The organism is Mesorhizobium sp. M0500, assembly GCF_040321165.1.
Lineage (GTDB): Bacteria > Pseudomonadota > Alphaproteobacteria > Rhizobiales > Rhizobiaceae > Mesorhizobium.
Genome location: NZ_JAMYRB010000014.1, coordinates 37,351 through 58,576 on the forward strand (window position 1 = coordinate 37,351; position 21,226 = coordinate 58,576).

21 protein-coding genes and 1 pseudogene are annotated in these 21,226 nt (G+C 60.8%); 10 read left to right on the forward strand and 12 right to left on the reverse strand.

The genetic code is table 11. From position 1 onward, the window contains the following. Positions 1-42: 42 nt before the first annotated feature. Positions 43-1,044: a 2-hydroxyacid dehydrogenase gene (locus NKI70_RS22560; protein ID WP_023676916.1), complete on the forward strand. Its 1,002-nt coding sequence runs from the start codon at positions 43-45 to the stop codon at positions 1,042-1,044. Positions 1,045-1,108: 64 nt separating this feature from the next. Here the strand turns inward: NKI70_RS22560 and NKI70_RS22565 are convergent, their stop codons facing one another. From NKI70_RS22565 to NKI70_RS22605, 9 genes are all read right to left on the reverse strand, one after another. After that, complete coding sequence (locus NKI70_RS22565; protein WP_023676917.1) at positions 1,109-1,597, reverse strand: GNAT family N-acetyltransferase; 489 nt, start codon at positions 1,595-1,597, stop codon at positions 1,109-1,111. Further along, positions 1,594-2,355 (reverse strand): molybdopterin-synthase adenylyltransferase MoeB, encoded by a 762-nt coding sequence (locus NKI70_RS22570; protein ID WP_031211813.1) that lies wholly within the window; start codon positions 2,353-2,355, stop codon positions 1,594-1,596. Before NKI70_RS22570 ends, NKI70_RS22565 begins: the two co-directional genes overlap by 4 nt. 76 nt (positions 2,356-2,431) lie before the next feature. Continuing rightward, positions 2,432-3,580 (reverse strand): DNA replication/repair protein RecF, encoded by a 1,149-nt coding sequence (recF, locus tag NKI70_RS22575; RefSeq protein ID WP_023676919.1) that lies wholly within the window; start codon positions 3,578-3,580, stop codon positions 2,432-2,434. A 26-nt stretch (positions 3,581-3,606) separates the two neighbouring features. After that, on the reverse strand, positions 3,607-4,725 hold the full coding sequence (gene dnaN / locus NKI70_RS22580) for a DNA polymerase III subunit beta (protein ID WP_023676920.1): 1,119 nt from the start codon (positions 4,723-4,725) through the stop codon (positions 3,607-3,609). Between the two features lie 199 nt (positions 4,726-4,924). Then, a complete protein-coding gene (dnaA, locus tag NKI70_RS22585) occupies positions 4,925-6,397 on the reverse strand; it encodes a chromosomal replication initiator protein DnaA (RefSeq protein ID WP_352698153.1) in 1,473 nt (490 codons plus the stop codon). Positions 6,398-7,312: 915 nt separating this feature from the next. Continuing rightward, entirely contained in the window at positions 7,313-7,579 is a 267-nt protein-coding gene (gene rpsT, locus NKI70_RS22590; protein WP_023676922.1) for a 30S ribosomal protein S20, read from the reverse strand. Positions 7,580-7,739: 160 nt separating this feature from the next. Beyond that, positions 7,740-8,513, reverse strand: a complete 774-nt coding sequence (locus NKI70_RS22595; RefSeq protein ID WP_023676923.1) for an enoyl-CoA hydratase — start codon at positions 8,511-8,513, stop codon at positions 7,740-7,742. 24 nt (positions 8,514-8,537) lie between these two features. Then, on the reverse strand, positions 8,538-9,428 hold the full coding sequence (mutM, locus tag NKI70_RS22600) for a bifunctional DNA-formamidopyrimidine glycosylase/DNA-(apurinic or apyrimidinic site) lyase (RefSeq protein ID WP_352698151.1): 891 nt from the start codon (positions 9,426-9,428) through the stop codon (positions 8,538-8,540). Then, on the reverse strand, positions 9,421-10,662 hold the full coding sequence (locus NKI70_RS22605) for a phosphopentomutase (RefSeq protein ID WP_352570350.1): 1,242 nt from the start codon (positions 10,660-10,662) through the stop codon (positions 9,421-9,423). The genes mutM and NKI70_RS22605 overlap by 8 nt, the downstream gene beginning before the upstream one ends. Before the next feature lie 159 nt (positions 10,663-10,821). Between NKI70_RS22605 and NKI70_RS33995 the strand changes: the two are divergent. After that, positions 10,822-10,950: pseudogene (locus NKI70_RS33995) on the forward strand (phosphate/phosphite/phosphonate ABC transporter substrate-binding protein); the annotation flags it as partial. Between the two features lie 102 nt (positions 10,951-11,052). On the opposite strand, the gene NKI70_RS22610 reads toward NKI70_RS33995, so the two are convergent. From NKI70_RS22610 to NKI70_RS22620, 3 genes are all read right to left on the reverse strand, one after another. Beyond that, complete coding sequence (locus NKI70_RS22610; protein WP_023676926.1) at positions 11,053-11,673, reverse strand: TadE/TadG family type IV pilus assembly protein; 621 nt, start codon at positions 11,671-11,673, stop codon at positions 11,053-11,055. Positions 11,674-11,703: 30 nt separating this feature from the next. Beyond that, positions 11,704-12,264: a TadE/TadG family type IV pilus assembly protein gene (locus NKI70_RS22615; protein WP_352455127.1), complete on the reverse strand. Its 561-nt coding sequence runs from the start codon at positions 12,262-12,264 to the stop codon at positions 11,704-11,706. A gap of 152 nt (positions 12,265-12,416) precedes the next feature. After that, positions 12,417-12,839: a pilus assembly protein N-terminal domain-containing protein gene (locus tag NKI70_RS22620; protein WP_352455128.1), complete on the reverse strand. Its 423-nt coding sequence runs from the start codon at positions 12,837-12,839 to the stop codon at positions 12,417-12,419. A gap of 343 nt (positions 12,840-13,182) precedes the next feature. On the opposite strand from NKI70_RS22620, the gene NKI70_RS22625 reads away from it, so the two are divergent. From NKI70_RS22625 to NKI70_RS22660, 8 genes are all read left to right on the forward strand, one after another. Continuing rightward, positions 13,183-13,353, forward strand: a complete 171-nt coding sequence (locus NKI70_RS22625) for a Flp family type IVb pilin (RefSeq protein WP_023676929.1) — start codon at positions 13,183-13,185, stop codon at positions 13,351-13,353. A gap of 148 nt (positions 13,354-13,501) precedes the next feature. Beyond that, a complete protein-coding gene (locus tag NKI70_RS22630) occupies positions 13,502-14,020 on the forward strand; it encodes an A24 family peptidase (protein WP_023676930.1) in 519 nt (172 codons plus the stop codon). A 189-nt stretch (positions 14,021-14,209) separates the two neighbouring features. Next, entirely contained in the window at positions 14,210-15,025 is an 816-nt protein-coding gene (cpaB, locus tag NKI70_RS22635; protein WP_023676931.1) for a Flp pilus assembly protein CpaB, read from the forward strand. Continuing rightward, positions 15,022-16,551 (forward strand): type II and III secretion system protein family protein, encoded by a 1,530-nt coding sequence (locus NKI70_RS22640; protein ID WP_352589099.1) that lies wholly within the window; start codon positions 15,022-15,024, stop codon positions 16,549-16,551. Before cpaB ends, NKI70_RS22640 begins: the two co-directional genes overlap by 4 nt. A 14-nt stretch (positions 16,552-16,565) precedes the next feature. Continuing rightward, positions 16,566-17,300 (forward strand): CpaD family pilus assembly protein, encoded by a 735-nt coding sequence (locus NKI70_RS22645; protein ID WP_352589101.1) that lies wholly within the window; start codon positions 16,566-16,568, stop codon positions 17,298-17,300. 55 nt (positions 17,301-17,355) lie between these two features. After that, entirely contained in the window at positions 17,356-18,639 is a 1,284-nt protein-coding gene (locus NKI70_RS22650) for a CpaE/TadZ family protein (protein WP_352621909.1), read from the forward strand. 29 nt (positions 18,640-18,668) lie between these two features. Further along, a complete protein-coding gene (locus NKI70_RS22655; RefSeq protein WP_352455132.1) occupies positions 18,669-20,177 on the forward strand; it encodes a TadA family conjugal transfer-associated ATPase in 1,509 nt (502 codons plus the stop codon). A 29-nt stretch (positions 20,178-20,206) separates the two neighbouring features. Next, the gene (locus NKI70_RS22660; RefSeq protein ID WP_023676935.1) at positions 20,207-21,220 is read left to right on the forward strand and encodes a type II secretion system F family protein; all 1,014 of its coding nucleotides are present in this window, start codon (positions 20,207-20,209) and stop codon (positions 21,218-21,220) included. The last annotated feature ends 6 nt before the right edge of the window (positions 21,221-21,226 follow it).

The window sequence follows — 21,226 nt, forward strand, 5'->3', positions numbered from 1 at the left end:
CTTGGTTAAAGAGGTCTCAACGAGATCGAGTTCGAGGAAACAATGGCAGGCAAAAAGAAGCCCCTCGTCGTCATCACGCGCAAGTTGCCCGACCTAGTCGAGACCCGCATGCGCGAGTTGTTCGACGCCCGCTTGAATGTGGAGGACAGGCCGATGACGCAGCCGGAACTGGTGGCGGCGGTCAAGGAGGCCGACGTGCTGGTGCCGACTGTGACCGACAATATCGACGCGGCGCTGATTGCCCAGGCCGGCGACAACCTCAAGCTGATCGCCAACTTCGGCAATGGCGTCGACAAGATCGACGTTGCGGCAGCGGCCAAGAAAGGCATCACCGTCACCAACACGCCGAACGTGTTGACCGAAGATACGGCCGACATGACCATGGCGCTGATGCTGGCCGTACCGCGGCGGCTGGCCGAAGGCGCCAACGTGCTGACCGGCGATAAGAAATGGGCGGGCTGGTCGCCGACCTGGATGCTCGGCCGTCGCATCTGGGGCAAACGGCTCGGCATTGTCGGCATGGGTCGCATCGGCACTGCCGTCGCCAGGCGCGCCAAGGCCTTTGGCCTCTCGATCCACTACCACAACCGCCACCGCGTGCTGCCGGCAATCGAGGAGGAGTTGGAAGCCACGTATTGGGAAAGCCTCGACCAGATGCTTGCCCGTATGGACATTATCTCGGTCAATTGCCCATCGACACCGGCAACTTTCCATCTGCTTTCGGCACGGCGGCTGGCGCTTCTGCAACCGTCCGCTTACATAGTCAACACCGCGCGCGGAGATATCATCGATGAGGAATCGCTGATCAAGCTCATCCATGACGGCAAGATCGCCGGCGCCGGCCTCGACGTCTACGAGCACGAGCCGGCGCTGAACAGCAAGCTGCTGAAGCTTGCCCACAAAGGCAAGGTCGTGCTGTTGCCGCATATGGGTTCGGCGACGCTCGAAGGCCGTATCGACATGGGCGAGAAGGTGATCATCAATATCCGCGCCTTCTTCGATGGTCATCGCCCGCCCGACCGCGTGCTGCCGTTGAGGGCGTGACCTGCCGTCACGCCGACACGGTCTTGCCGCGGCAACCGCGCGTTCGTCGTTGGATAGCGTTGGCTTACGAAAACGCCTTGCGCATGGTGATTGAGGTCGGCCGCTCGTAGCCCTTGTGCGCTGTCCGTTCGGTTTCACGAAAACCGAGGCGGGCAAAGGCTGCGTGATTTCCGGTCAGCTCGATCCGGGTCTGGAGCTCGATGGCGGTCCTGTTGTGGCTGCGGGCAAGATCTTCGACGGCCTGCATCAGCTGTTTTCCAATGCCTTGTCCCTGAAGAACCGGCTCGACCGCGAGCTTTCCAACATAGAGCTCGTCTGCGCGCTTCAGGATGAAGACGCAACCGACGATCTCGTTTTCCTTCAGCGCCAGGAATGCTGTCTCCTCCAGCGCTCTAGCCCTGAGATTTTCAACGGTGAGCCGATGCGCCGAGGACGGCGGGTCAATAACCCCGTCCATAAAGGCGAAGGCCCGCATGACCAGCGCCAGCACCTCGTCCCAACGGTCGAAATCGGCCGCAAGCTGCACGGTGGAAACGTCGGCAGGCAGGCTCACGGGCTGGTTCGCTTGTAGCGGATCGTGTCGAAGCGTGCCGCCAGCGCATCGTAGAGCAGCAGTCGTCCGACCAGCGGCTCGCCAATCCCGGTGATCAGCTTGATCGCTTCCATGGCTTGCAGCGTGCCGATGACCCCGGTCAGCGCGCCGACAATGCCGGCCACCGCGCAGGATGGCACCAGTCCCGGCGGCGGCGCCTCGGGAAAGAGATCGCGGTAGCTTGGGTTCAACTTGCCGTCCGGGCCGGTTTCGAATGGCTTCAGTACGGTGACCGAGCCGTCGAAGCGGCCAACGGCGGCATGCACGAGCGGCCGGCTTTCCGCGGCGCAGGCGTCGGCCACCGCGTAGCGTGTCTCGAAATTGTCGGAGCCGTCAACGACGATGTCATAACGGGCAATGAGGGTAGGGGCGTTGTCCACGGTCAGCCTGAAATTGTGCTCTTCCACGACGACGTTTGGATTGATGCGGATGATCGCCGCTCTGGCGCTGTCGGTTTTCGCCACCCCGACATCGCCCGTGGCGTGGATCACTTGTCGTTGCAGGTTGGAAAGCGAAACGATGTCGTCGTCGACGATACCGAGAGTGCCAATCCCTGCGGCGGCGAGATATTCGAGCACCGGCGCTCCCAATCCGCCGGCGCCAATGACGAGCACCCGCGCCCGCTTCAGCCGCTGCTGGCCGGCGCCGCCGATCTCGGGCAGCACGATGTGGCGGGCGTAGCGTTCGAGCTCTTCATCGGTGAGGGCGGCTGTGATCATCGCCGGACCATATAACGGAGGAAAAAGCTTGTCAGGCGTCAATGCATGCAGCTCAGAAATGCGCCATGGACGAAATTCAAATGGTCGGCCCGACCTTGCCGTGATCGACGGTCAGGAATTGCGCGCGTCCCTTGAGGCTGTCAAACAACGCGGCATCGGTCCCGGTCATGAAGGCCTGGCAGTTTAGTTCCTCCAGGATCGAGAACAAGGCCGCCCGTCGACCGCCGTCGAGATGGGCGGCGATCTCGTCGAGCAGCAGGATCGGTGTCATGCCCGACATCTCGCCGGTTAGCCGCGCATGCGACAAGACAATGCCGACCAGCAGCGCCTTCTGCTCGCCGGTCGAACAGAGCTCGGCCGGCATCGCCTTGGGCCGGTGGCGCACCACGAGGTCGGAACGGTGCGGGCCGTCGAGCGTGCGTCCGGCGGTGCGGTCGCGGTCGCGCCCCTGGGCAAGCGCACGACGGAACCGTTCCTCTACGTCGACGGCCGGCAAAATACCGAGTTCGCCTTCCAGTTCGCCAGAGATGCCGATGTCGGCTTGCGGAAACGGTCCGTCGCCGGGCAGCCGGTCGATCATGGCGGCGAGCAGGCGCACCAGTTCGGCACGCGCCGCGGCAATCGCCACGCCGGTCTCGGCCATTTGCATCTCGATCGCATCGAACCAGGCACCGTCGCGTGAACCGTCGGCGAGCAGTCTGTTGCGGCCGCGCATTGCCTTTTCGTAGTCAAGCGCGCGCTGGCCGTGGCCAGGATCGATCGCCAGCACCAGCCGGTCTAGGAAGCGCCGGCGGTCGGCAGCCGGCCCGGGGAACAGGCCGTCCATCGCCGGTGTCAGCCAGACCACGCGCAGCCATTCCAGCATGTCTTCGGCTGAGCGTGCCGTCGCGCCGTTGATCCGCACCCGCCGGCCGGCTTCGCCGTCGCTGCCCGATATTCCGGTACCGATCTCGACCTGGCCTTCCGGCCCGTCAAGCCGGGCATGCAGCGCAAAGCCACCGTCGCCGCCTTCGCGCGCCACCTCGGAATAGGGTGCGCGGCGCAGGCCGCGGCCCGGCGTGAGCAGCGAGATCGCTTCAAGCAGATTGGTCTTGCCGGCGCCATTGTCGCCGGAGAAAACCACAGCGCCGGGATCAAGGTCGATTGCCAACGCCGCATAGTTGCGGAAATTCGTAAGTGTGAGCTTACTTATGTACGTCTGCTGCGGTTTTGCAGATCTGGTCACGACAGCAAGATGGCCCCGTTCGGGCCCTACACCCGCATCGGCATCAGCACGTAGAGCGCGGTCTCGTCGGCCATGTCGTGGATCAGCGTCGGGGAACCGGCATCCGCCAGCATGAACTTCGCCTCCGTGCCGGTCAGTTGCGCGGCAACGTCGAGCAGGTATTTGGCGTTGAAGCCGATTTCGATCGGATCGGAGGAATAGTCGGCCGCCAGTTCCTCGGTGGCACTGCCCGAATCCGGGTTGTTGACCGCAAGCGTGACCTGCCCTTCGGCGATCGAAAGCTTCACCGCCCGGCCGCGTTCGGACGAAATGGTCGAAACGCGATCGACGGCAGCGGCGAAACTCTGGCGATCGATAATCAGCTTCTTGTCGTTGCCGGTCGGAATGACGCGCTGGTAGTCCGGGAAAGTGCCGTCGATCAGCTTGGAGGTCAAGATAACGCTGCCGATGGTGAAACGGATCTTGGTGTCGGACAACTCGGTGGTGACTGCAACATCGGGATCGTCGACCAGCTTTTGCAGCTCGCTGACCGTCTTTCGCGGGATTATGACGCCAGGCATGCCCTCAGAGCCTGCCGGCGCATCGATCTCGGCGCGCGCCAGCCGGTGGCCGTCGGTCGCGACAGAGCGCAGCTTCAGCTTGCCGCCGGCCTCGTGCGTGTGCAGATAAATGCCGTTCAGATAATAGCGCGTCTCCTCGGTCGAGATGGCGAACTGGGTCTTTTCGATGAGGCCCTTTAGTCCGACGGAATCGAGCCGGAAAATATGCGAGAACGACCCGGCTGAAAGCTCGGGAAAGTCGGACTGCGGCAGGCATTGCAGGCGGAAGCTCGAGCGCCCCGACGTCACCGTCATGGCGTTGCCGTCTTCGTCGGTCTTCAGCGCCACCTCCGCGCCGTCGGCAAGCTTGCGCACGATGTCATAGAGCAGATGTGCCGGGACCGTCGTCGCCCCGCCACGTTCGACCTTTGCCGGCGTTGCTTCGGTCACCTCCAGGTCGAGGTCGGTCGCCTTCATTTCAAGGCTGGCCCCCTCGGCGCTGAGCAGCACGTTCGACAGGATCGGAATGGTATTGCGCCGCTCGACCACGCGGTGAACATGGTTGAGCGACTTCAGGAGATTTGACCGTTCCAGGATAACACGCATGACGAAACAGGCTCGCTTGAATGAATGAACGGGTCTCCGGCAAGCGGCGCCCCGCGAAAGGTCTGAACAGGCTCAGAATCTGCGTAAACTGACAGGAAAAACCCGGCAAACGCAAGCCCGCGCCACCGGTTCGGACCGGCTGCACGGGCTTTCTGGGGATAAAAAGGCCGGAGTCCGCGAGCCGGCGTTTTTCGGGCCGTCAGGCCTGGTCGTTGATCAGCCTTCTCAGCAATTCGAGTTCCTGCGCCAGTGTGTTGTCGGCACCGGAAAGATCCTCGATCTTGCGCACCGCATGCAGCACGGTCGTATGGTCACGACCGCCGAACCGCCGCCCGATCTCCGGCAGCGAGCGCGGCGTCATCACCTTCGACAGATACATGGCGACCTGCCGTGGCTTGACGATGGTGCGTGTGCGCCGGTTGGACAGAAGTTCGGTCTTCGACACGTTGTAGTGGCGCGCGACGATGCGTTGGATGTCCTCGATACGCACCCGCTTGGGTTCGCCCGAACGATAGATGTGGCCAAGGATCTCGTCGATGCGGTCGATGGTGATCTGCGGTTCGAAGGATTGGCGAAACAAAAGCTGGTTGAAGGCACCTTCGAGCTCGCGTCCGCTGCCGGTCACCGTGCGGGCGACGTGGTTGAGGATCTCTTCGGAAATATCGAGCGACGCATCGTCGAGCTTGGCGGTGGCAAGCCTGAGCTTGAGCATACCGATACGCATGGCGAAATCCGGGGCTGACATTTCCAGCGCGACGCCGCCGTTGAGGCGCGAGCGGACGCGTGGCTCCAGCGACTCCAATTCCGACGGCGGCCGGTCGGCAGCGACCACCACTTGCTTGGCGCTGTCGAGCAGCATGTTGATCAAATGGCAGAATTCGTGCTGGATCGACTTGCCCTGCAGGAACTGCATGTCGTCGATGATGAGGAGGTCGATGTCGCGCAGCTGTTCTTTCAGCGTCAGTGCGTTGTTGTCGCGGATCGCGGTGGCGAACCGCCACATGAAATACTCAGCCGTCAGATAGACGACCCGCGATTTCGGATTCTGCTTCAGCGATTCTGCGGCGATCGCCTGCAACAGGTGCGTTTTGCCCAGCCCGACCGTCGCGTGAAGAAAGAGCGGATTGAAACGCACCGCGCTCGACTGCGATTCCGCGACCGCCTTGGCGGCGGCAAAAGCCACTCGGTTCGATTGTCCTTCGATGAAGGAGGTGAAAGTATAGCGTGGATCGAGTGGCGAACCGAGAACATTGTGCCGGAACTCGGTTTCTGCCGGCATCCCCGGGCGGGGTACCGGGACCCGTTCGACCCTGCTGGGGCTCGCCGTGCCCGCAGAGAGCGCGGTTTGCGTCTGCCTGGTCATCTTGCGCGCCGGGGCCACTTCTGGCTCGACGCTGTTGCGGCCCTGCCGTGTGGCGGTGCGAACCACTATCTCGATCTTGAGGATCTCCGGATCCTCGTGCTTCCACAACTCGGTGATGAGATCGAGATAGTGGCCGTTGATCCATGAACGCAGGAATGCGGTTGGCACTGAGATGCGGACAATGCCCTTAGAGGATTCAGCGACCTTCATGCGCCCGAACCAGCTCGAATAGACCTCGGTTCCCAGACGCGCCTTCAACTGGGCCTTGACCCGATCGAACTTCTGTTCAGCTTCATTGGAAGCCGCCATGTCGTTCCTTCCGATTAACGTTCCAGGAAATGGGAGGTCGCCTGTAAGCTCCCTTTCGATGCCGCCGCTCTGCATGATCGAGTTCCTTGTCTCTTGTACCTGTTTTCCGCCGGGGATGCGCCTCCTGCATCCATGTTTCCGGCGACCGTGTCTTCGCTGCGACACCATCGCCGCCGCCGGCTGATGAATCGCCTCGTTGTCGGTCCGGCGCCGAAGAGCCGATCCGCTTTGGTCATGTCAGGGCAACAAAATGCCGTCCGGCGAAAAACCGCCGGCGCACCGTCGACCTGCCATGTACAATTACGCCAGTCCCCTACCGTATCGAAAAGACAAACCAACCCCGTCCGCGGAGTTGAATCCGCGGTGTAAACTCTGCCAATTTGAGCTGGCCGGTTTCAGGCTGGTCAAGGGCCAAGGGCCCGTCCCTTCGATGGACAGACATTACCGAAATCGCTGTGGATAGGGCAAGGCCACCCCTAACGGATTTTTAAGGAATCTGACTAGCAAGGGACGTTTCGAACGCCATGCTGCAACAGTTGATTTTGACAAAGCCATTGTGATTCAAACCCTTTTCCGGCGAATATGAAAAAGGCCACACAACGCGAAATTTTCTGAAATAATTCACTTGACAGCCAATTGCCGCCTATCGGCCACAGCCGATGTGAACAAGCTGTGGATCACCATCGGTAAGCCTCTGAAAAAAAACAGTAATCTGTGACGTTCGGAAATTTTCGCATTGGCGGTTTCGAAGGCTGCGAATATCAGCAGGCATGTATATGCCGGCAAAGCATTTCGAACTTTGAAATGCCCGCGGAGCGCCATTTTGCGGGCTTTCTTTTAAGTACTTGCCGGCAAACGAAAAAAACCCGGCGCGATTGGCCGGGTTTGAAGAAGCGCAGTTCAGGAAAAGGTATATTAGGCCGACAGCACCTTGACCCGTTGGGCCAGCCGCGACACCTTGCGCGATGCCGTGTTCTTGTGCACCACGCCCTTGGTCGCGGCGCGCATCAATTCCGGCTCGGCCACCTTGAAGGCAGCCTGTGCGGCCGCCTTGTCGCCAGCTGCGAGCGCCTCTTCGACCTGGCGGATGTAGGTCCGGACGCGGGAGCGGCGGTTCTTGTTGATCGCTGCGCGACGGGCGATCTTGCGCGTTGCCTTTTTGGCCGAGGAGGTATTGGCCATGGTGCCTCTCTTCTGATCTGGTGGGCGCTTGCGGGATACCGCAGGGCGCAAAAAACAAACGGGCAGCCACAGGGCCGCCTCGATTGGTGCGGCTTATAGTTCAGCTTTTCCGGCGCGTCAACGCTGCAGCGCTTTCTTTTTGACCGGCGCCTTCGTCATCTCATCGGTTCGTGAAATTCGGCTTCCGCTTGCCGGTGAAGGCCGCCATGCCTTCCTTCTGGTCATCCAGCGCAAACAGCGAATGAAACAGCCGGCGCTCGAACCGCAGACCCTCGGTGAGCGTCGTCTCATAGGCGCGGTTGACGGCCTCCTTTGCCATCATCACCGACGGCAAGGAAAAACCAGCGATCTTGGACGCTGCCTTAAGCGCTTCCTCGATCAACTCGCCGGCTGGCACCACGCGCGAGACAAGGCCGGAACGCTCGGCCTCGGCTGCGTCCATCATTCGACCCGTCAGGCACATATCCATCGCCTTTGACTTGCCGACAAAGCGGGTCAGGCGCTGCGATCCGCCCATGCCGGGCATGACGCCCAGCGTGATCTCGGGTTGGCCAAACTTGGCGGTGTCGGCGGCGATGATGAAGTCGCACATCATCGCCAGTTCGCAGCCGCCCCCCAGCGCATAGCCCGCCACCGCCGCGATGATCGGCTTTCGTGCCCGCGTAAATTCTTCCCAGCCGACGAAGAAATCCTGCAGATAGGCATCCACATAGGAGATGGACTGCATTTCCTTGATATCGGCACCTGCCGCGAAAGCCTTTTCCGAACCAGTGATGACCATGGCGCCGATGTCGGCATTGGCGCCCATGCTATTCACCGACGCGACCAGTTCCGCCAGCACTTGTGAATTCAGCGCGTTGAGCGCCTGCGGCCGGTTCAGCGTAATCAGCCCGACCTTGCCGCGGGTTTCGACGATGATGGTTTCATAGCCCATGCTTTGCTCCTCCTCGCTTCTGGTTCAAGCCTGACAGGCCCGGCAGTGGAAAGTCGAACGACCGCTTTGCACGATACGCTCGATGTGGCCGCCACAACCAGGCTTGGAGCAGGCTTCCCCCTCGCGATCGTAAACCGCGAAGGAATGCTGGAAGTAGCCCAGCGATCCATCGGTCTGCATATAATCGCGCAACGACGAGCCGCCGGCGGCGATCGCATCGGCGACGACCGAGCGGATTGCTGCGGCCAGGCGTTCGCTCTGCTCTTTGGCTTTCTTGCCGGCTCTCGCGAGGGTGCCCGCTTCGCGCAGCGGCGACAGGCCGGCCCGCCAAAGCGCTTCCGAGACGTAGATATTGCCTAGCCCGGCAATCAGCCTCTGGTCCAGAAGTGCCGCTTTCAGCGGTGACTTGCGACCTTTCAGCAACGAAGCGAGCAGCGCGCCGTCCAGTGCGTTGCCTGTAGGCTCGACGCCTAATCCCGCCAGCATCGGATGCATGTCGGGCTCGCCTTCCGAAAACAGCATGAACCCGAAGCGGCGCGGGTCGTTGAAGATCACGCGAGAGCGGACGCCGGCAGGGGATGCGATGTCGAAGACGACGTGATCGTGAGCAGTGTTTTTCGAACGTTCGTGGTGGAACGCGCCGGGCGTTGCGCTCTCGTCGGCCGTTTCGATGCGAAACGAACCCGACATGCCGAGATGGCAGATCAGAACCGGGCCGTTGTCCATGTGCATTGTCAGATATTTGGCACGGCGGCCGAGCGCCGCAATCGTCTTGCCGGTCAGCCGCTCCGAAAATCTCTCGGGGAACGGAAACCGCAAATCCGGCCGGCGTGCCTCGACACCGACAATGCGGGCACCTTCAAGGGCCGGCTGCAGACCGCGCCTGACTGTCTCTACCTCCGGCAGCTCAGGCATGGCCACCTATCGTGGCATGGAAGGAGGTGCCGTGACGGCCGCGCGCCAGCCCGAGATGTTCGGCCACGGTTTCGCCGATGTCGGCAAATGTTGTCCTCAGTCCGATCTCTGCGCCTTTGAAACCCGGCCGTGTCCCGATAATCGGAATACGCTCGCGCGTGTGGTCGGTGCCGCGCCACGTCGGATCGTTGCCGTGATCGGCGGTCAAAATGAGCAGATCGCCTGGCCTCAGCCGTGCGAATGCCTCGGGCAGGCGCCGGTCGAAAGCTTCGAGTGCGGCGGCATATCCCGCAACGTCGCGCCGATGCCCGAACTCGGTGTCGAAGTCGACAAAGTTCGCGAAGACGAGGTCGCCGTCGCGGGCGTCTTCCATGGCACCAAGCGTTTTGTCGAACATCGCCATGTTGCCGGCAGCCTTGCGGACTTCCGAGATCCCCCGATGGGCGAAAATGTCGCCGATCTTGCCGATCGCGATAACCCGGCTGCCGCGCGCCGTCAGCCGATCGAGCAGCGTCGGTTCCGGCGGCGGTACGGCATAGTCGCGACGATTATGCGTTCGCTCGAACGTGGCGGCGGTTTCACCGATAAACGGCCTCGCGATGACGCGGCCGATATTCAGCGGATCGACGAGCCTGCGCACCACTTTGCAGAACTCGTAAAGCCGTTCCAGGCCGAAATGAACCTCATGCGCGGCGATCTGCAGGACGGAGTCGATCGAGGTGTAGCAGATCGGCTTGCCGGTGCGGATATGGCCTTCGCCGAACCGTTCGATAATCTCGGTGCCCGGAGCATGGCAATTGCCGAGGATGCCAGGCACCTTCCCTTCACGCACCATTGCGTCGGTCAACTCGGCCGGAAAGGCGGGAATCTTGTCTGGGAAGTAACCCCAGTCGAAACGGACCGGCAGGCCGGCTATTTCCCAATGGCCCGATGGCGTGTCCTTGCCGCTCGAAACCTCTTGGGCCGCGCCGTGAAAGGCGGCGGCAAGCGGCGCACTGCCGGCATTCTCGAACCTGAAACCCGTCGCCGTTGCCGCGGCCTGGCCGAGGCCGAGCGCGAGCATGTTTGGTACAAGAAGGGGTCCGGCACGCAGGCTTTCGCGATCGGCGCGGCCTTCTGCGCAGGCCCGCGCGATGTGTGCGAACGTATTAGAGCCGGTGTCGCCATAACGTTCGGCATCGGCCGCGCCGCCGATGCCGAAGGAGTCGAGGACAAAAAGGAAGGCGCGTGCCATCGAAAGGTTCATCATTGCCTGTGTGTTGGCTCAGACATAGGGTTCCGCGCCGCCATTGGCAATTCGGAAACCCAACGGCACGGCTTGGCGTGCTGGTCCCGGAGAGACGAATCGCGGCATGGTCGATCTGCGGATGGAAATGCGCGGCGCGGAGCTCGCATGAGGCTTGCCCTGACGGCATTCGCCGCCGTACTGGCTTTGCTGCTGGATGCGTCTTGCACAAACCTGGCGCGAGCCGATTGGCGCGATGTTATCGGAACGTTCCGTATCGGTATCGTCGCCGAACCGTTGCCGGTCCGAGGGACTATGTGCTGGCTGCAGCCATCGTGCGTCTAGTCTCGGCCCGCGGTCGCAAGCAATAGCAACAGACCGGTTAGCGGGCTTCAGGCGTCAGCAATCGCTGCACGGAATGGTCGGGCTCCTGCGCGGCCGCAGATAATAAGTTTCCGCCATCGATATCGAATTGAAGACCGAGCTCAACCCGAACCGGCTTTGGCCGTCCGCCGACCAGGTGATGATTGGCTTGTAGGCGAGATCGCTTTCGACCCGAATGAGGAACGTGCCTTTGATCTTGAGCGCGCTCGGGACCGTTGTGGTGGAATCCTTGACAGCGTCGACGCTAGAGACGCCATCGACCAGTTTGCGCGACCACACGACCAGGACTTTCGGCGTCGTCTCGTTCGTCACCTGTATCGCCGTGATAATGATCTTCGGTTTCGAGCGGTTGTAGGGCTGGAGCGTGGAACTGCCGATCGCCATGATGGCATCGACATCGGCCGCCTTGACGGTCTGCTGCTGCGTGACGAGGTCCGCTACCATGCTGCCGATGCGGCTGACCTTCTTGCTGGTCTCGATGGCTTGCGAGGCCTCCATTGTCATAAAGTACATGATCAACAGGACAGGCACGATGAGGGCAAACTCGACAGCCGCAATACCGCGGCGGTCCGAGCAAAGCCGGACTGCTCTTGTACAAATCCCTGCGATGCCCAGCTGTGCCCCCGCACGAATCATGGCTTTGCCCTTTTCAAGCGACTACGTGGTTCAGTTGTCGAACGGCTCGTTCTGCCAAGTGATCGAAGCAAAATGCAGCGTTTTGCCGTCCTTCAGGTTGGCCATCGATTTGGCCATGAAGTCGGTCATCACCGGCCATTTGTAAAAAACACGCAGCATGTTTCTCGACTCCGCCAGGCCAGGTGCGACGGTGAAGGTCTGTGTGCTCGTGCCCTTGGTCAGCACGACATCGCCATCCTGAATCTTGAAACCGGCCAGCGCCGCATCGGCGAAGGTCGGATATTCCCGCAAGTCCACCAGCAATCCGGGACAGGTCTTGGCGACCATGATCTCCAATTTGGTGCAGATCATATCCCGCAGCTTGGTCCCGGACACATCGGCCGGTCTTAGTTGGCCGGTACGCAGCTGGCGCGCGATGTCGTCGGTGGCGTTTGCCATCACTTCCTGTGCGGCAAAAGAAATGCAGCTCTCCAGGATGGCGAAGACAAGAAGCGCGAAAGGAATTGCAAGCATGGCGAATTCGATCGCCGTGCTTCCGCGGCGGTCGCCCAAAAACCGTCTTGGAGAACCTGCTCGTCCTGCCTTGTTCATGTCCTCTGCCCGCCGATGCCGCTTCTGTATCGGTCCCACCCTTAGTCGGAACCGATTGAAGTCCGGTTGGAATGACCGTTAAATTCAACGGGAAGGCCTTAACCCGGCGATAACCGAAGCACGTTCCCGCCAAAGGCGGACACGTCGGCTAGCTAATGCCCGGCGCTCATTTCGGCTTCAGAGGCCTTCTCGGCATCGCTCTTATACGAGCTTTCGCAATATGGCGCGCAGGACATGGTCTGTACTTCGGAACGCCGATAGATGCGCACCGACGACGCTGCCTGGCGCACGACGGTTATTTGCTCATCGACGATCGGGTTACCCTCCTGGTCGAGGACGACGAGATTGGTGACGCCAAATCCCTTGCCGGTCAGTACGATCGTCGATGCGTCCTGCACGGAGGCGTCGGCGATCGCCGGATTGCCGACGACAATCGTATCGGCGGCGCGCGACAATTTGATGATCTTTGCCTGGTTCATCGTCACCTCGATGCCGGCGCCGGCCTTGGCTGGAAAGGCGAAAGCCGCTGCGGCAAAAAGCACGGCAACTGGAAATGATGATCTCGGCCCGGCCATTGAGGCGCCCCCTGGCAAACTGTTCAACGGAACATGAACGAGATTGGTGAACCAACCGTTAAGCGGCTGGAGTTCAGGATCAAGCCGGAACCGGCATTGGGCCTAGCCGGCACGGCTGGAACGTCTTTGCCGAATTGCGCCTTTTGCGCCTTTTGTCAGCCCGGGCGCCTAGCGGCGGGTATTTTAGTTCTGGGTTAACCACGCAATCTCGTCGAAGCGGGAAAGGAATCGGTAAGCCTGTTTATTAAGCCGATTGAAACAGCTTCTCCTTAGATTCGCAGTATCCGATCAGCCACCAAGAGAAGTTGACGGAAGTGCTGTAACAATTGGAGTAGGAGCTCGAATGTCTAACCTCATCGCACGTTTTGTGAAGGACGAATCCGGCGCGACCGCTATCGAATACGGTCTGATCGCCGCTCTTATCGCACTCGCCATCATGGTCGGCGCCGGCCAGCTCGGCAACTCGCTGAACGCCAAGTTCACCGCCATCTCCACTAAGGTGAACGGTAGCTGACCGTAACGGGTTCGGTTGTTCTGAAATAAGGGCCGCCGCACTGGCGGCCCTTATTTAGTCCTGGTATGATTTGAAATTTAGGCCTCATCAGTCGTTAATCGAATAGGATTAGGCTGGGGCCAGATGCAATTGGGTCATAGGCGCGCCGATGCTTGAAGCCGTGATCTTCGTCGTGTTTCCGTTCTGCATGCTTTTTGCCGCGATCTCCGACATGCTTTCGATGACGATCGCCAATCGCGTGCCGGTGTTGCTTGTGGTTGTCTTCGCCTTGGTTGCGCCTTTGACCGGCATGGACTGGGCCACCTATGGCTGGCATTTCGCCGCCGCCGGCCTGGTTCTCGCGGTGACGTTCGGCCTGTTCGCGCTGGGCGGCATGGGCGGCGGCGACGCCAAGCTTCTGGCTGCCACTGCCATGTGGATGGGACTGAACATCCATCTCATCGAATACCTCGTCGCCTCGACATTCATCGGCGGCCTGCTGACGCTAGCCATCCTCGCCTATCGAAAATCGCCGCTTGCCGCCGTCACAAGCCACAATCCGTTCCTGCGCCATTTCGCCGATGAGGCGACCGGCGTTCCGTACGGCATTGCGCTTGGCATTGGCGGTCTGCTCACCTATTCCGACTCGCCGTTGATGGCCTGGGCACTTACCAGGCTGGCGGGCTGAATTTCGCTTTACGCCATTGGCGCCGAGCAGGCGAGTTGGCCACGTTTTCCTTCGGGCCGGGCTTGTCGGTCCAATTTATGTAAACGTTAAATTAATCACGATCGTAAGTATAACATTAACCTTGTTTTGACGATTGCCGCTGCAAAGTCCCGCTTGGCTACGTGGTTTGCCAAGGCGAGGTTCGGACAGATGCCAGCATCCCGATTGATTATTCTGAGCGTGGCGATAGCCGCGGCCGGTGGTGCAGGCTATGTCGCGAAGAACATGGTCGTGGCTCCGCCGCCTCCGGTTGTCGATTCCGGTCCTCAGGCGCCGGCGATCGCGCTGCAGGATGTGCTTGTTCTTTCCGGCGACGTTCCGATGGGCAGTCCGCTTGAAAACAACATTTCCTGGGAGTCATGGCCGTCCGCAGGCATCAACGCAAATTTCATCACCCGCGCCGCCGAGCCTGAAGCGCTGGACAAGCTGAAGGGCGCCGTCGCTCGCGTGGCGCTCTACGCCGGCGAGCCGCTGCGGCGCTCGAAGCTGATCGGTGAAGGGCAAAGCTTCATGTCGTCGATCCTGCCCTCCGGCATGCGGGCCGTTGCCACAAGCATCTCGGCCGACACCTCGGCCGGTGGCTTTATTCTTCCCAACGATTTCGTCGACGTCATCATGACCCGCAGAGCCGATCCCGCCAATGGCGGTGGTCCGGGCTTCACGACCGAAACTATCCTGAAGAACATTCGCGTCCTGGCGATCGACCAGACCATTCAGGAGGACGAGGAAGGTAAGAAGACCAGGGTTGGCCAGACCGCCACCCTGGAACTGACGCCGCAGCAGTCCGAGATCATCACCGTCGCACAGCAGATGGCGGATCGCCTGACATTGGCGCTGCGCTCGATCAAGGACAGTCAGGACAAGAATGTGGGCGAAGCCGATTACCTGGTTTCCGGCAATGGCCGGCGCGGAACCGTGCGGTTGATCAAGTCGGGCGAAGTTTCCGAAGTGGGGGCGAGGAAATGAGGCTAAAAACCAAATTGCCGGTCACGCTGGCTGCGGCGATCGGCCTGCTTTTCCTTGGAACGAATGCATATGGCGTTCTCTGTGCCAGCGCAGCAGGCGACAACGCCAGGGTCACGGCTTCGACCGCCACCCAGCGGGTCAAGCTCGGACTGAACAAATCGGTGGTCATCGACCTGCCGAGCGATGCCTACGATATTCTCGTCGCCAACCCAGCTGTAGCCGACGCGGTGACCCGCACTGCCAGGCGCATCTATCTGTTCGGAAAGGCGGTCGGCGAGACCAACATCTTCGTCTTTGGCCCGAATGGCGAGCAGATCGTCAGCCTTGATCTGGCGGTCGAACGCGATGTTGCCGGGCTGGAGGACTATATCAGGCGCTTCATCCCGTCATCGACCGTCAAAGTCGAACTCCTGAACGACAATGTCGTTCTGACCGGAACCGTGGACACGCCCCTGGATGCCAAGCGGGCGGAACAGCTGGCCACCATCTTCGTGTCGGGCGGTGAAGCGACCACGGGACAATATTCGCAGACTGCCGCCGGCGGTTCGGCCGAGGCTGGCGTCGCCATTGACAACCCGGATGCCGAGCGTCGCGTCAGCCAGATCGTCAACCTGCTGCAGATCATCGGCGACGACCAGGTCACGCTGAAGGTGACGGTTGCGGAAGTCAGCCGCTCGGTGATGAAGCAGCTCGGCGTCAATATGATGGGCAGCGGCAGCAGCAACGGTATCAGCTGGGGTGCGGTAAGCGACAATTTCACCGGTTTGGGCAAGTCGCTGTCGAACTCGGGCCTCGCCATCGGCAGCTCGACGCTGCAGGCCTACATCAACGCCATGGAACAGTCAGGCGTCATGAAAACCCTGGCCGAGCCAACACTGACAGCGGTATCCGGCGAGAAGGCGACCTTCAAGGTCGGCGGTGAATACAATATGGTGACCAGCGTTTCCCAAGCCGTATCCAACGATAACCAGACAGGTCTGAAGACCTATTCAATCGAGAAGATCGAATATGGCATTGGCCTGGAATTCCAGCCGGTGGTGCTGTCTCCCGGCCGCATCAGCCTGAAGGTCAGGACCTCGGTCTCCGAGCCGACAACGGAGGGATCAGTATCTTTGTCCGAAGGCGTAACAAGCCCCGGCATGAACGCCCTGTCGCTCCGCAAGCGCTTGGCCGACACAACAGTGGAACTGCCTTCGGGCGGCTCGATGATGATTGCCGGCCTTGTCCGCGATGATCTCAGGCAAGCCGTCAACGGCTTGCCCGGTCTGACAAAGATTCCAGTGCTTGGCGCGCTGTTCCGCAGCAGGGATTTCGTTCGCAACGAGACCGAGCTCGTCATCATCATTACGCCGTATCTGGTGAAGCCGGTGGCGCGCAACGATCTTGCCAAGCCGGATGACAATTTCAACGCCGCCAGCGATGGTGCCGGCATTTTCCTTGGCCGCGTCAACCGTGTCTACGGCACCATGCAGACCGACAAGCCCAACGGCCGTTACCACGGCGTTGTCGGCTTCATCTACAAGTAAGCGGGGAAGCGGTCATGTCTAAGGCAGCATCGAAGGCACGGGCGATCACCGCGACGCGGTCGGTCCATTCGCGAATCTGGCGGCCGGCCGTTCCCATTATGGCGATCGCGGTGGCGGCATTGCTGGCCGGCTGCGCCAATCGCGACAGCGTCACGGTGGGTGCCATACCGGACGATTATCGCACCACCCATCCGATCGTCATAGCCGAGAAGATACAGAAGATCGACCTTCCGGTCGGCGCCGGCGACCGTGGCATGACCAGATCCCAGCGCGACACGCTCCTGGGCTTCCTGGACGGATACGACAGGAGCGCGGCTCCGGTGCTGACGATCGAGATTCCGAGCGGTTCGGCCAACGAAATCGCGGCGGCCGCCGCCGGCCGCGATTTCGCCAGGCTTGCCATGGCCAGCGGCATCAGCCGGAAGCGGATCGCCATGCGGTCCTATCAATCCGGTTCGGTCGAAGCGTCCGCCCCGGTCCGTGTCGCCTACGTCTCGGTGAAGGCTCAGACGGATAAATGCGGGCGCTGGCCCGAAGACCTGCTGGAGACTTCGGAAAACAAGCACTATGCCGATTTCGGCTGTTCGTACCAAAACAACCTTGCCGCCCAGATGGCCAATCCGGTCGATCTGATCGGACCGCGCAAACAGACACCCATCGACGCGGCAAATCGGAGCGCGGTGATCGACGTCTATCGTGACAGAGGTATTTCGGACGAATTCCTCGGCAATTCGGAAGTCGAATATTAACGAGTGTTGAGGCTCAACAAACCCTAAGCCGCGCAAGTCACGGAAAGTGATGACAATGAGCAATCTTGCCTACGACACAGAGGTACCGGGCGGCGAAACCTCGGAGCAGGATATTGCCGCGATGCAGGCGTTGCGGCCGATCCCGCGCATTTCGATCCAGGCATTTTGCGAGACCGAAGGCGTAGCCAATCCGGTCGAGCGCGCCGGCGAGGATCGCCGCATGGCCAAGGCCCATCTGAAAGTGCATATGGGGGGCATCCCTACCGCTATCGAATTCTATCAGTCGGCGCCGACACCGAACCTGATCCTGCTTGAATCGCGCAGCGAGCCGAAGCTGTTGCTGGAACAACTCGCCCAGCTCTCCGAGCATTGTGACCCGACCTCCAAGGTGGTGGTTGTCGGCCACTACAACGATGTCGGCTTGTACCGCGAACTCATCCGTTCGGGCATTTCCGAGTATGTCATCGCGCCCGTATCGATGGCCGACATCGTCAGCGTGGTGTCTTCGATCTTCGTTGATCCGGAAGCTGAGCCGATCGGCCGCTCGATTGCCTTCATCGGCGCCAAAGGCGGCGTCGGCTCCTCGACCATAGCCCATAATGTGGCCTGGGCCATGTCGTCCCTTTTCAAATCCGAAGTGGTTGTCGCCGATCTCGACCTCGCCTTCGGAACGGCCAATATCAATTTCGACCAGGATCCGGCGCAAGGCATTGCCGAGGCAGTCTTCTCGCCGGAACGCGTCGACGAGGTCTATCTCGACCGGCTGCTCGCCCAATGCGCCGAGCACCTGTCGCTGCTTGCGGCCCCTTCGACGCTGGAGCGGGTCTACGATTTCGATCCCGACGCCTTCACCCAGCTTATCGACATAGCCCAGCGTAGCGCGCCGCTCCTCGTGCTCGATGTTCCCCACGTGTGGGCCGGCTGGACCAAGAACACGCTGGTCAAGGCCGACGAGATCGTCATCACGGCGACGCCCGAACTGGCCAATCTGCGCAACACGAAGAACCTGGTCGACATGCTGAAGCGGCTTCGTCCGAACGATCCCGCGCCAAAGCTTGTGATCAACCAGGCCGGTGTGCCGAAACGTCCTGAGATTACGCCGTCCGACTTCTCCGAATCGCTCGGCCTTTCGCCGATGTCGGTCATCCCGTTCGAGCCGCTTTTGTTCGGAAATGCTGCCAACAACGGACGTATGCTCGGTGAGATGGATGCCAAGAGTCCGGTTGTCGCCACGATCAACGAGATCGCCCATGTGCTGACAGGGCGCAGCGAAATCAAAGTGAAGAAAAAGGCTGGCCTCGGCAATCTGATCGGCAAGCTTTCGCGCAACAAGAAGTGATGCCTCAGCGGTGGAATTGGTAAGCGATCATGTTTGGTAAAAGAGGCAGCGACGACGGCAACCGGACCATTCCGGAATTCCGTCAGCCAGCACCCGCACCTGCTGCGCCGGCGGCCGCGAACCCTGTGGAAGCGGCTGTAACTGCCAGGTCGGCGGCGCTGCCGCCATCCGGCGCGCCTGCCGCGCCGGCGGTTCGCCGTGCGGTCGAGCCGCCGCCATTGGCCCCGGAGCCGAAAAGTATCCAGCGCCAAAAGAGCGAAACCTACTACGACACCAAAAGCCAGGTCTTCGCCGCACTCATCGATACGATAGATCTGTCGCAGCTCGCCAAACTCGATCCCGAAAGCGCGCGCGAGGAAATCCGCGACATTGTCAACGACATCATCGCGATCAAGAATTTCGCGATGTCCATCGCCGAGCAGGAAGAGCTTCTCGAGGATATCTGCAACGACGTTTTGGGCTACGGGCCGCTGGAGCCACTGCTTGCCCGCGACGATATTGCCGACATCATGGTCAATGGCTCCAAGAACGTCTACATCGAAGTCAACGGCAAGGTCGAGCAGACCGGCATCCGTTTCCGCGACAACCAGCAGCTCCTCAACATCTGCCAGCGTATCGTCAGCCAGGTTGGCCGCCGCGTCGATGAATCAAGCCCGATCTGCGATGCGCGTCTTCCTGATGGCTCCCGTGTCAACGTCATCGCACCGCCCCTGGCTATCGACGGCACCGCACTTACCATCCGCAAGTTCAAGAAGGACAAGCTGACGCTCGACCAGCTGGTCAAGTTCGGCTCGATTTCTCCGCAAGGGGCCGAGATTCTCAAGATCATCGGGCGTGTCCGCTGCAACATTGTCATCTCGGGCGGTACCGGCTCAGGCAAGACGACGCTGCTCAATTGCCTGACCAACTATATCGACCGCGAAGAACGCGTCATCACCTGCGAGGACTCAGCTGAGCTGCAATTGCAGCAGCCGCATGTGGTGCGTCTCGAAACCCGTCCGCCCAACCTCGAAGGCGAGGGCGAAGTGACCATGCGCGACCTGGTCAAGAACTGTCTGCGCATGCGCCCCGAACGTATTATCGTCGGCGAAGTGCGCGGACCCGAAGTGTTCGACCTGCTGCAGGCGATGAACACCGGCCATGACGGCTCGATGGGAACGATCCACTCGAACAGCCCGCGCGAATGCCTCAACCGTATAGAGTCGATGATCGCCATGGGCGGCTATACGTTGCCGCAAAAAACCGTGCGCGAAATCGTCGTCGGCTCCGTCGACGTGATCATACAGGCTGCACGCCTGCGCGACGGATCGCGGCGTATCACCCACATCACCGAGGTGATCGGCATGGAAGGTGACGTCATCATCACCCAGGACATCGTTCTCTATAACATCAAGGGCGAGGACGCGAACGGCAGGCTGCTGGGCGAGCACGTGTCGACTGGGATCGGCCGTCCGCATTTCTGGGAGCGCGCCCGCTACTACGGTGAGGAGCAGCGCCTCGCGGTTGCGCTCGAGGCGATGGAGAAACGCGCTGATTGATCCGTCTGGAAGCGTGGGGGCCAGGGTCGATGTTCGGAATTGACGGCACCGTATTGGCATTCGTTGTGCTCGCCGGCTTCAGCGCCGGCGCTGTGGCCTATGCTTTCCTGTTCAACCGGATCAGCACCGAGAAGCAGGTCGGCAAGCGGCTTGAATCGATCAAGACCGCCGAGACGGATCGATCCGTCGTCAAGGCGTCGCGCGATCGCGTGGCGGAAGCGGCCAAGCGTCGCAAGTCCGTCCAGGATTCGCTGAAGGATCTCGATCAAAAGCAAAAGTCCAATCAGAGCCTGGTCAAGAAACCACCGCTGAAGATCCAAATCCGTCAGGCCGGCATGAAGATCTCGCTCGAGCGCTTCTATGTCTACTCGGCGGTCTGCGGCGTCGTCTTGACGGCTCTTGTTTATTTCATCGGCGCACCGCTGCTGGTCTTGCCGGCTGCGCTGCTGGTCGGCGTCTTGGGTCTGCCCCGCTGGTTCGTCTCGTTTCGCCGCGCGCACCGCGTCAAGGCGTTCCTCAACGAATTTCCGAACGCGCTCGATATCATCGTGCGTGCGGTAAAATCCGGCCTGCCGCTGAACGACGCCGTGCGCCTGATCGCCAACGAATCCCCCGAGCCGGTCAAGACCGAGTTCCGCCGCATAGTCGATTCGCAGCAAATGGGTTTGTCGATCCCCGACGCGGCCATGCGCATGCCAGAAACGATGCCGTGCACCGAGGCGAGCTTCTTCGGCATCGTCATCCAGATCCAGTCTCAGGCCGGCGGCAATCTTTCCGAAGCGCTGGGCAATCTTTCGCGCGTGCTTCGCGACCGCAAGAAAATGAAAGCCAAGGTCCAGGCATTGTCCATGGAAGCCAAGGCATCCGCCGTGATCATCGGCGCGTTGCCTTTCGTCGTCGCCTTTCTCGTCTATTTGACGAGCCCGAACTACATCATGCCCCTCTTCATCACCAGCACCGGCCATCTGATCCTCGGTTGTTCCGGCATCTGGATGTCGATGGGCGTCCTGGTAATGCGCAAGATGATGAATTTCGAAGTCTAGGACTCG

Coding starts and splice junctions, on each gene's coding strand:
- cpaB (WP_023676931.1), top strand. CDS start 14,210: ATGCCAGCATCCCGATTGATTATTCTGAGCGTGGCGATAGCCGCGGCC.
- NKI70_RS22655 (WP_352455132.1), top strand. CDS start 18,669: ATGTTTGGTAAAAGAGGCAGCGACGACGGCAACCGGACCATTCCGGAA.
- NKI70_RS22605 (WP_352570350.1), bottom strand. CDS start 10,662: ATGGCACGCGCCTTCCTTTTTGTCCTCGACTCCTTCGGCATCGGCGGC.
- dnaA (WP_352698153.1), bottom strand. CDS start 6,397: ATGGCGGCTTCCAATGAAGCTGAACAGAAGTTCGATCGGGTCAAGGCC.
- NKI70_RS22630 (WP_023676930.1), top strand. CDS start 13,502: ATGCTTGAAGCCGTGATCTTCGTCGTGTTTCCGTTCTGCATGCTTTTT.
- NKI70_RS22660 (WP_023676935.1), top strand. CDS start 20,207: ATGTTCGGAATTGACGGCACCGTATTGGCATTCGTTGTGCTCGCCGGC.
- NKI70_RS22640 (WP_352589099.1), top strand. CDS start 15,022: ATGAGGCTAAAAACCAAATTGCCGGTCACGCTGGCTGCGGCGATCGGC.
- NKI70_RS22625 (WP_023676929.1), top strand. CDS start 13,183: ATGTCTAACCTCATCGCACGTTTTGTGAAGGACGAATCCGGCGCGACC.
- NKI70_RS22570 (WP_031211813.1), bottom strand. CDS start 2,355: ATGATCACAGCCGCCCTCACCGATGAAGAGCTCGAACGCTACGCCCGC.
- mutM (WP_352698151.1), bottom strand. CDS start 9,428: ATGCCTGAGCTGCCGGAGGTAGAGACAGTCAGGCGCGGTCTGCAGCCG.
- rpsT (WP_023676922.1), bottom strand. CDS start 7,579: ATGGCCAATACCTCCTCGGCCAAAAAGGCAACGCGCAAGATCGCCCGT.
- NKI70_RS22610 (WP_023676926.1), bottom strand. CDS start 11,673: ATGATTCGTGCGGGGGCACAGCTGGGCATCGCAGGGATTTGTACAAGA.
- NKI70_RS22645 (WP_352589101.1), top strand. CDS start 16,566: ATGTCTAAGGCAGCATCGAAGGCACGGGCGATCACCGCGACGCGGTCG.
- NKI70_RS22620 (WP_352455128.1), bottom strand. CDS start 12,839: ATGGCCGGGCCGAGATCATCATTTCCAGTTGCCGTGCTTTTTGCCGCA.
- NKI70_RS22560 (WP_023676916.1), top strand. CDS start 43: ATGGCAGGCAAAAAGAAGCCCCTCGTCGTCATCACGCGCAAGTTGCCC.
- NKI70_RS22650 (WP_352621909.1), top strand. CDS start 17,356: ATGAGCAATCTTGCCTACGACACAGAGGTACCGGGCGGCGAAACCTCG.
- NKI70_RS22595 (WP_023676923.1), bottom strand. CDS start 8,513: ATGGGCTATGAAACCATCATCGTCGAAACCCGCGGCAAGGTCGGGCTG.
- dnaN (WP_023676920.1), bottom strand. CDS start 4,725: ATGCGTGTTATCCTGGAACGGTCAAATCTCCTGAAGTCGCTCAACCAT.
- NKI70_RS22615 (WP_352455127.1), bottom strand. CDS start 12,264: ATGAACAAGGCAGGACGAGCAGGTTCTCCAAGACGGTTTTTGGGCGAC.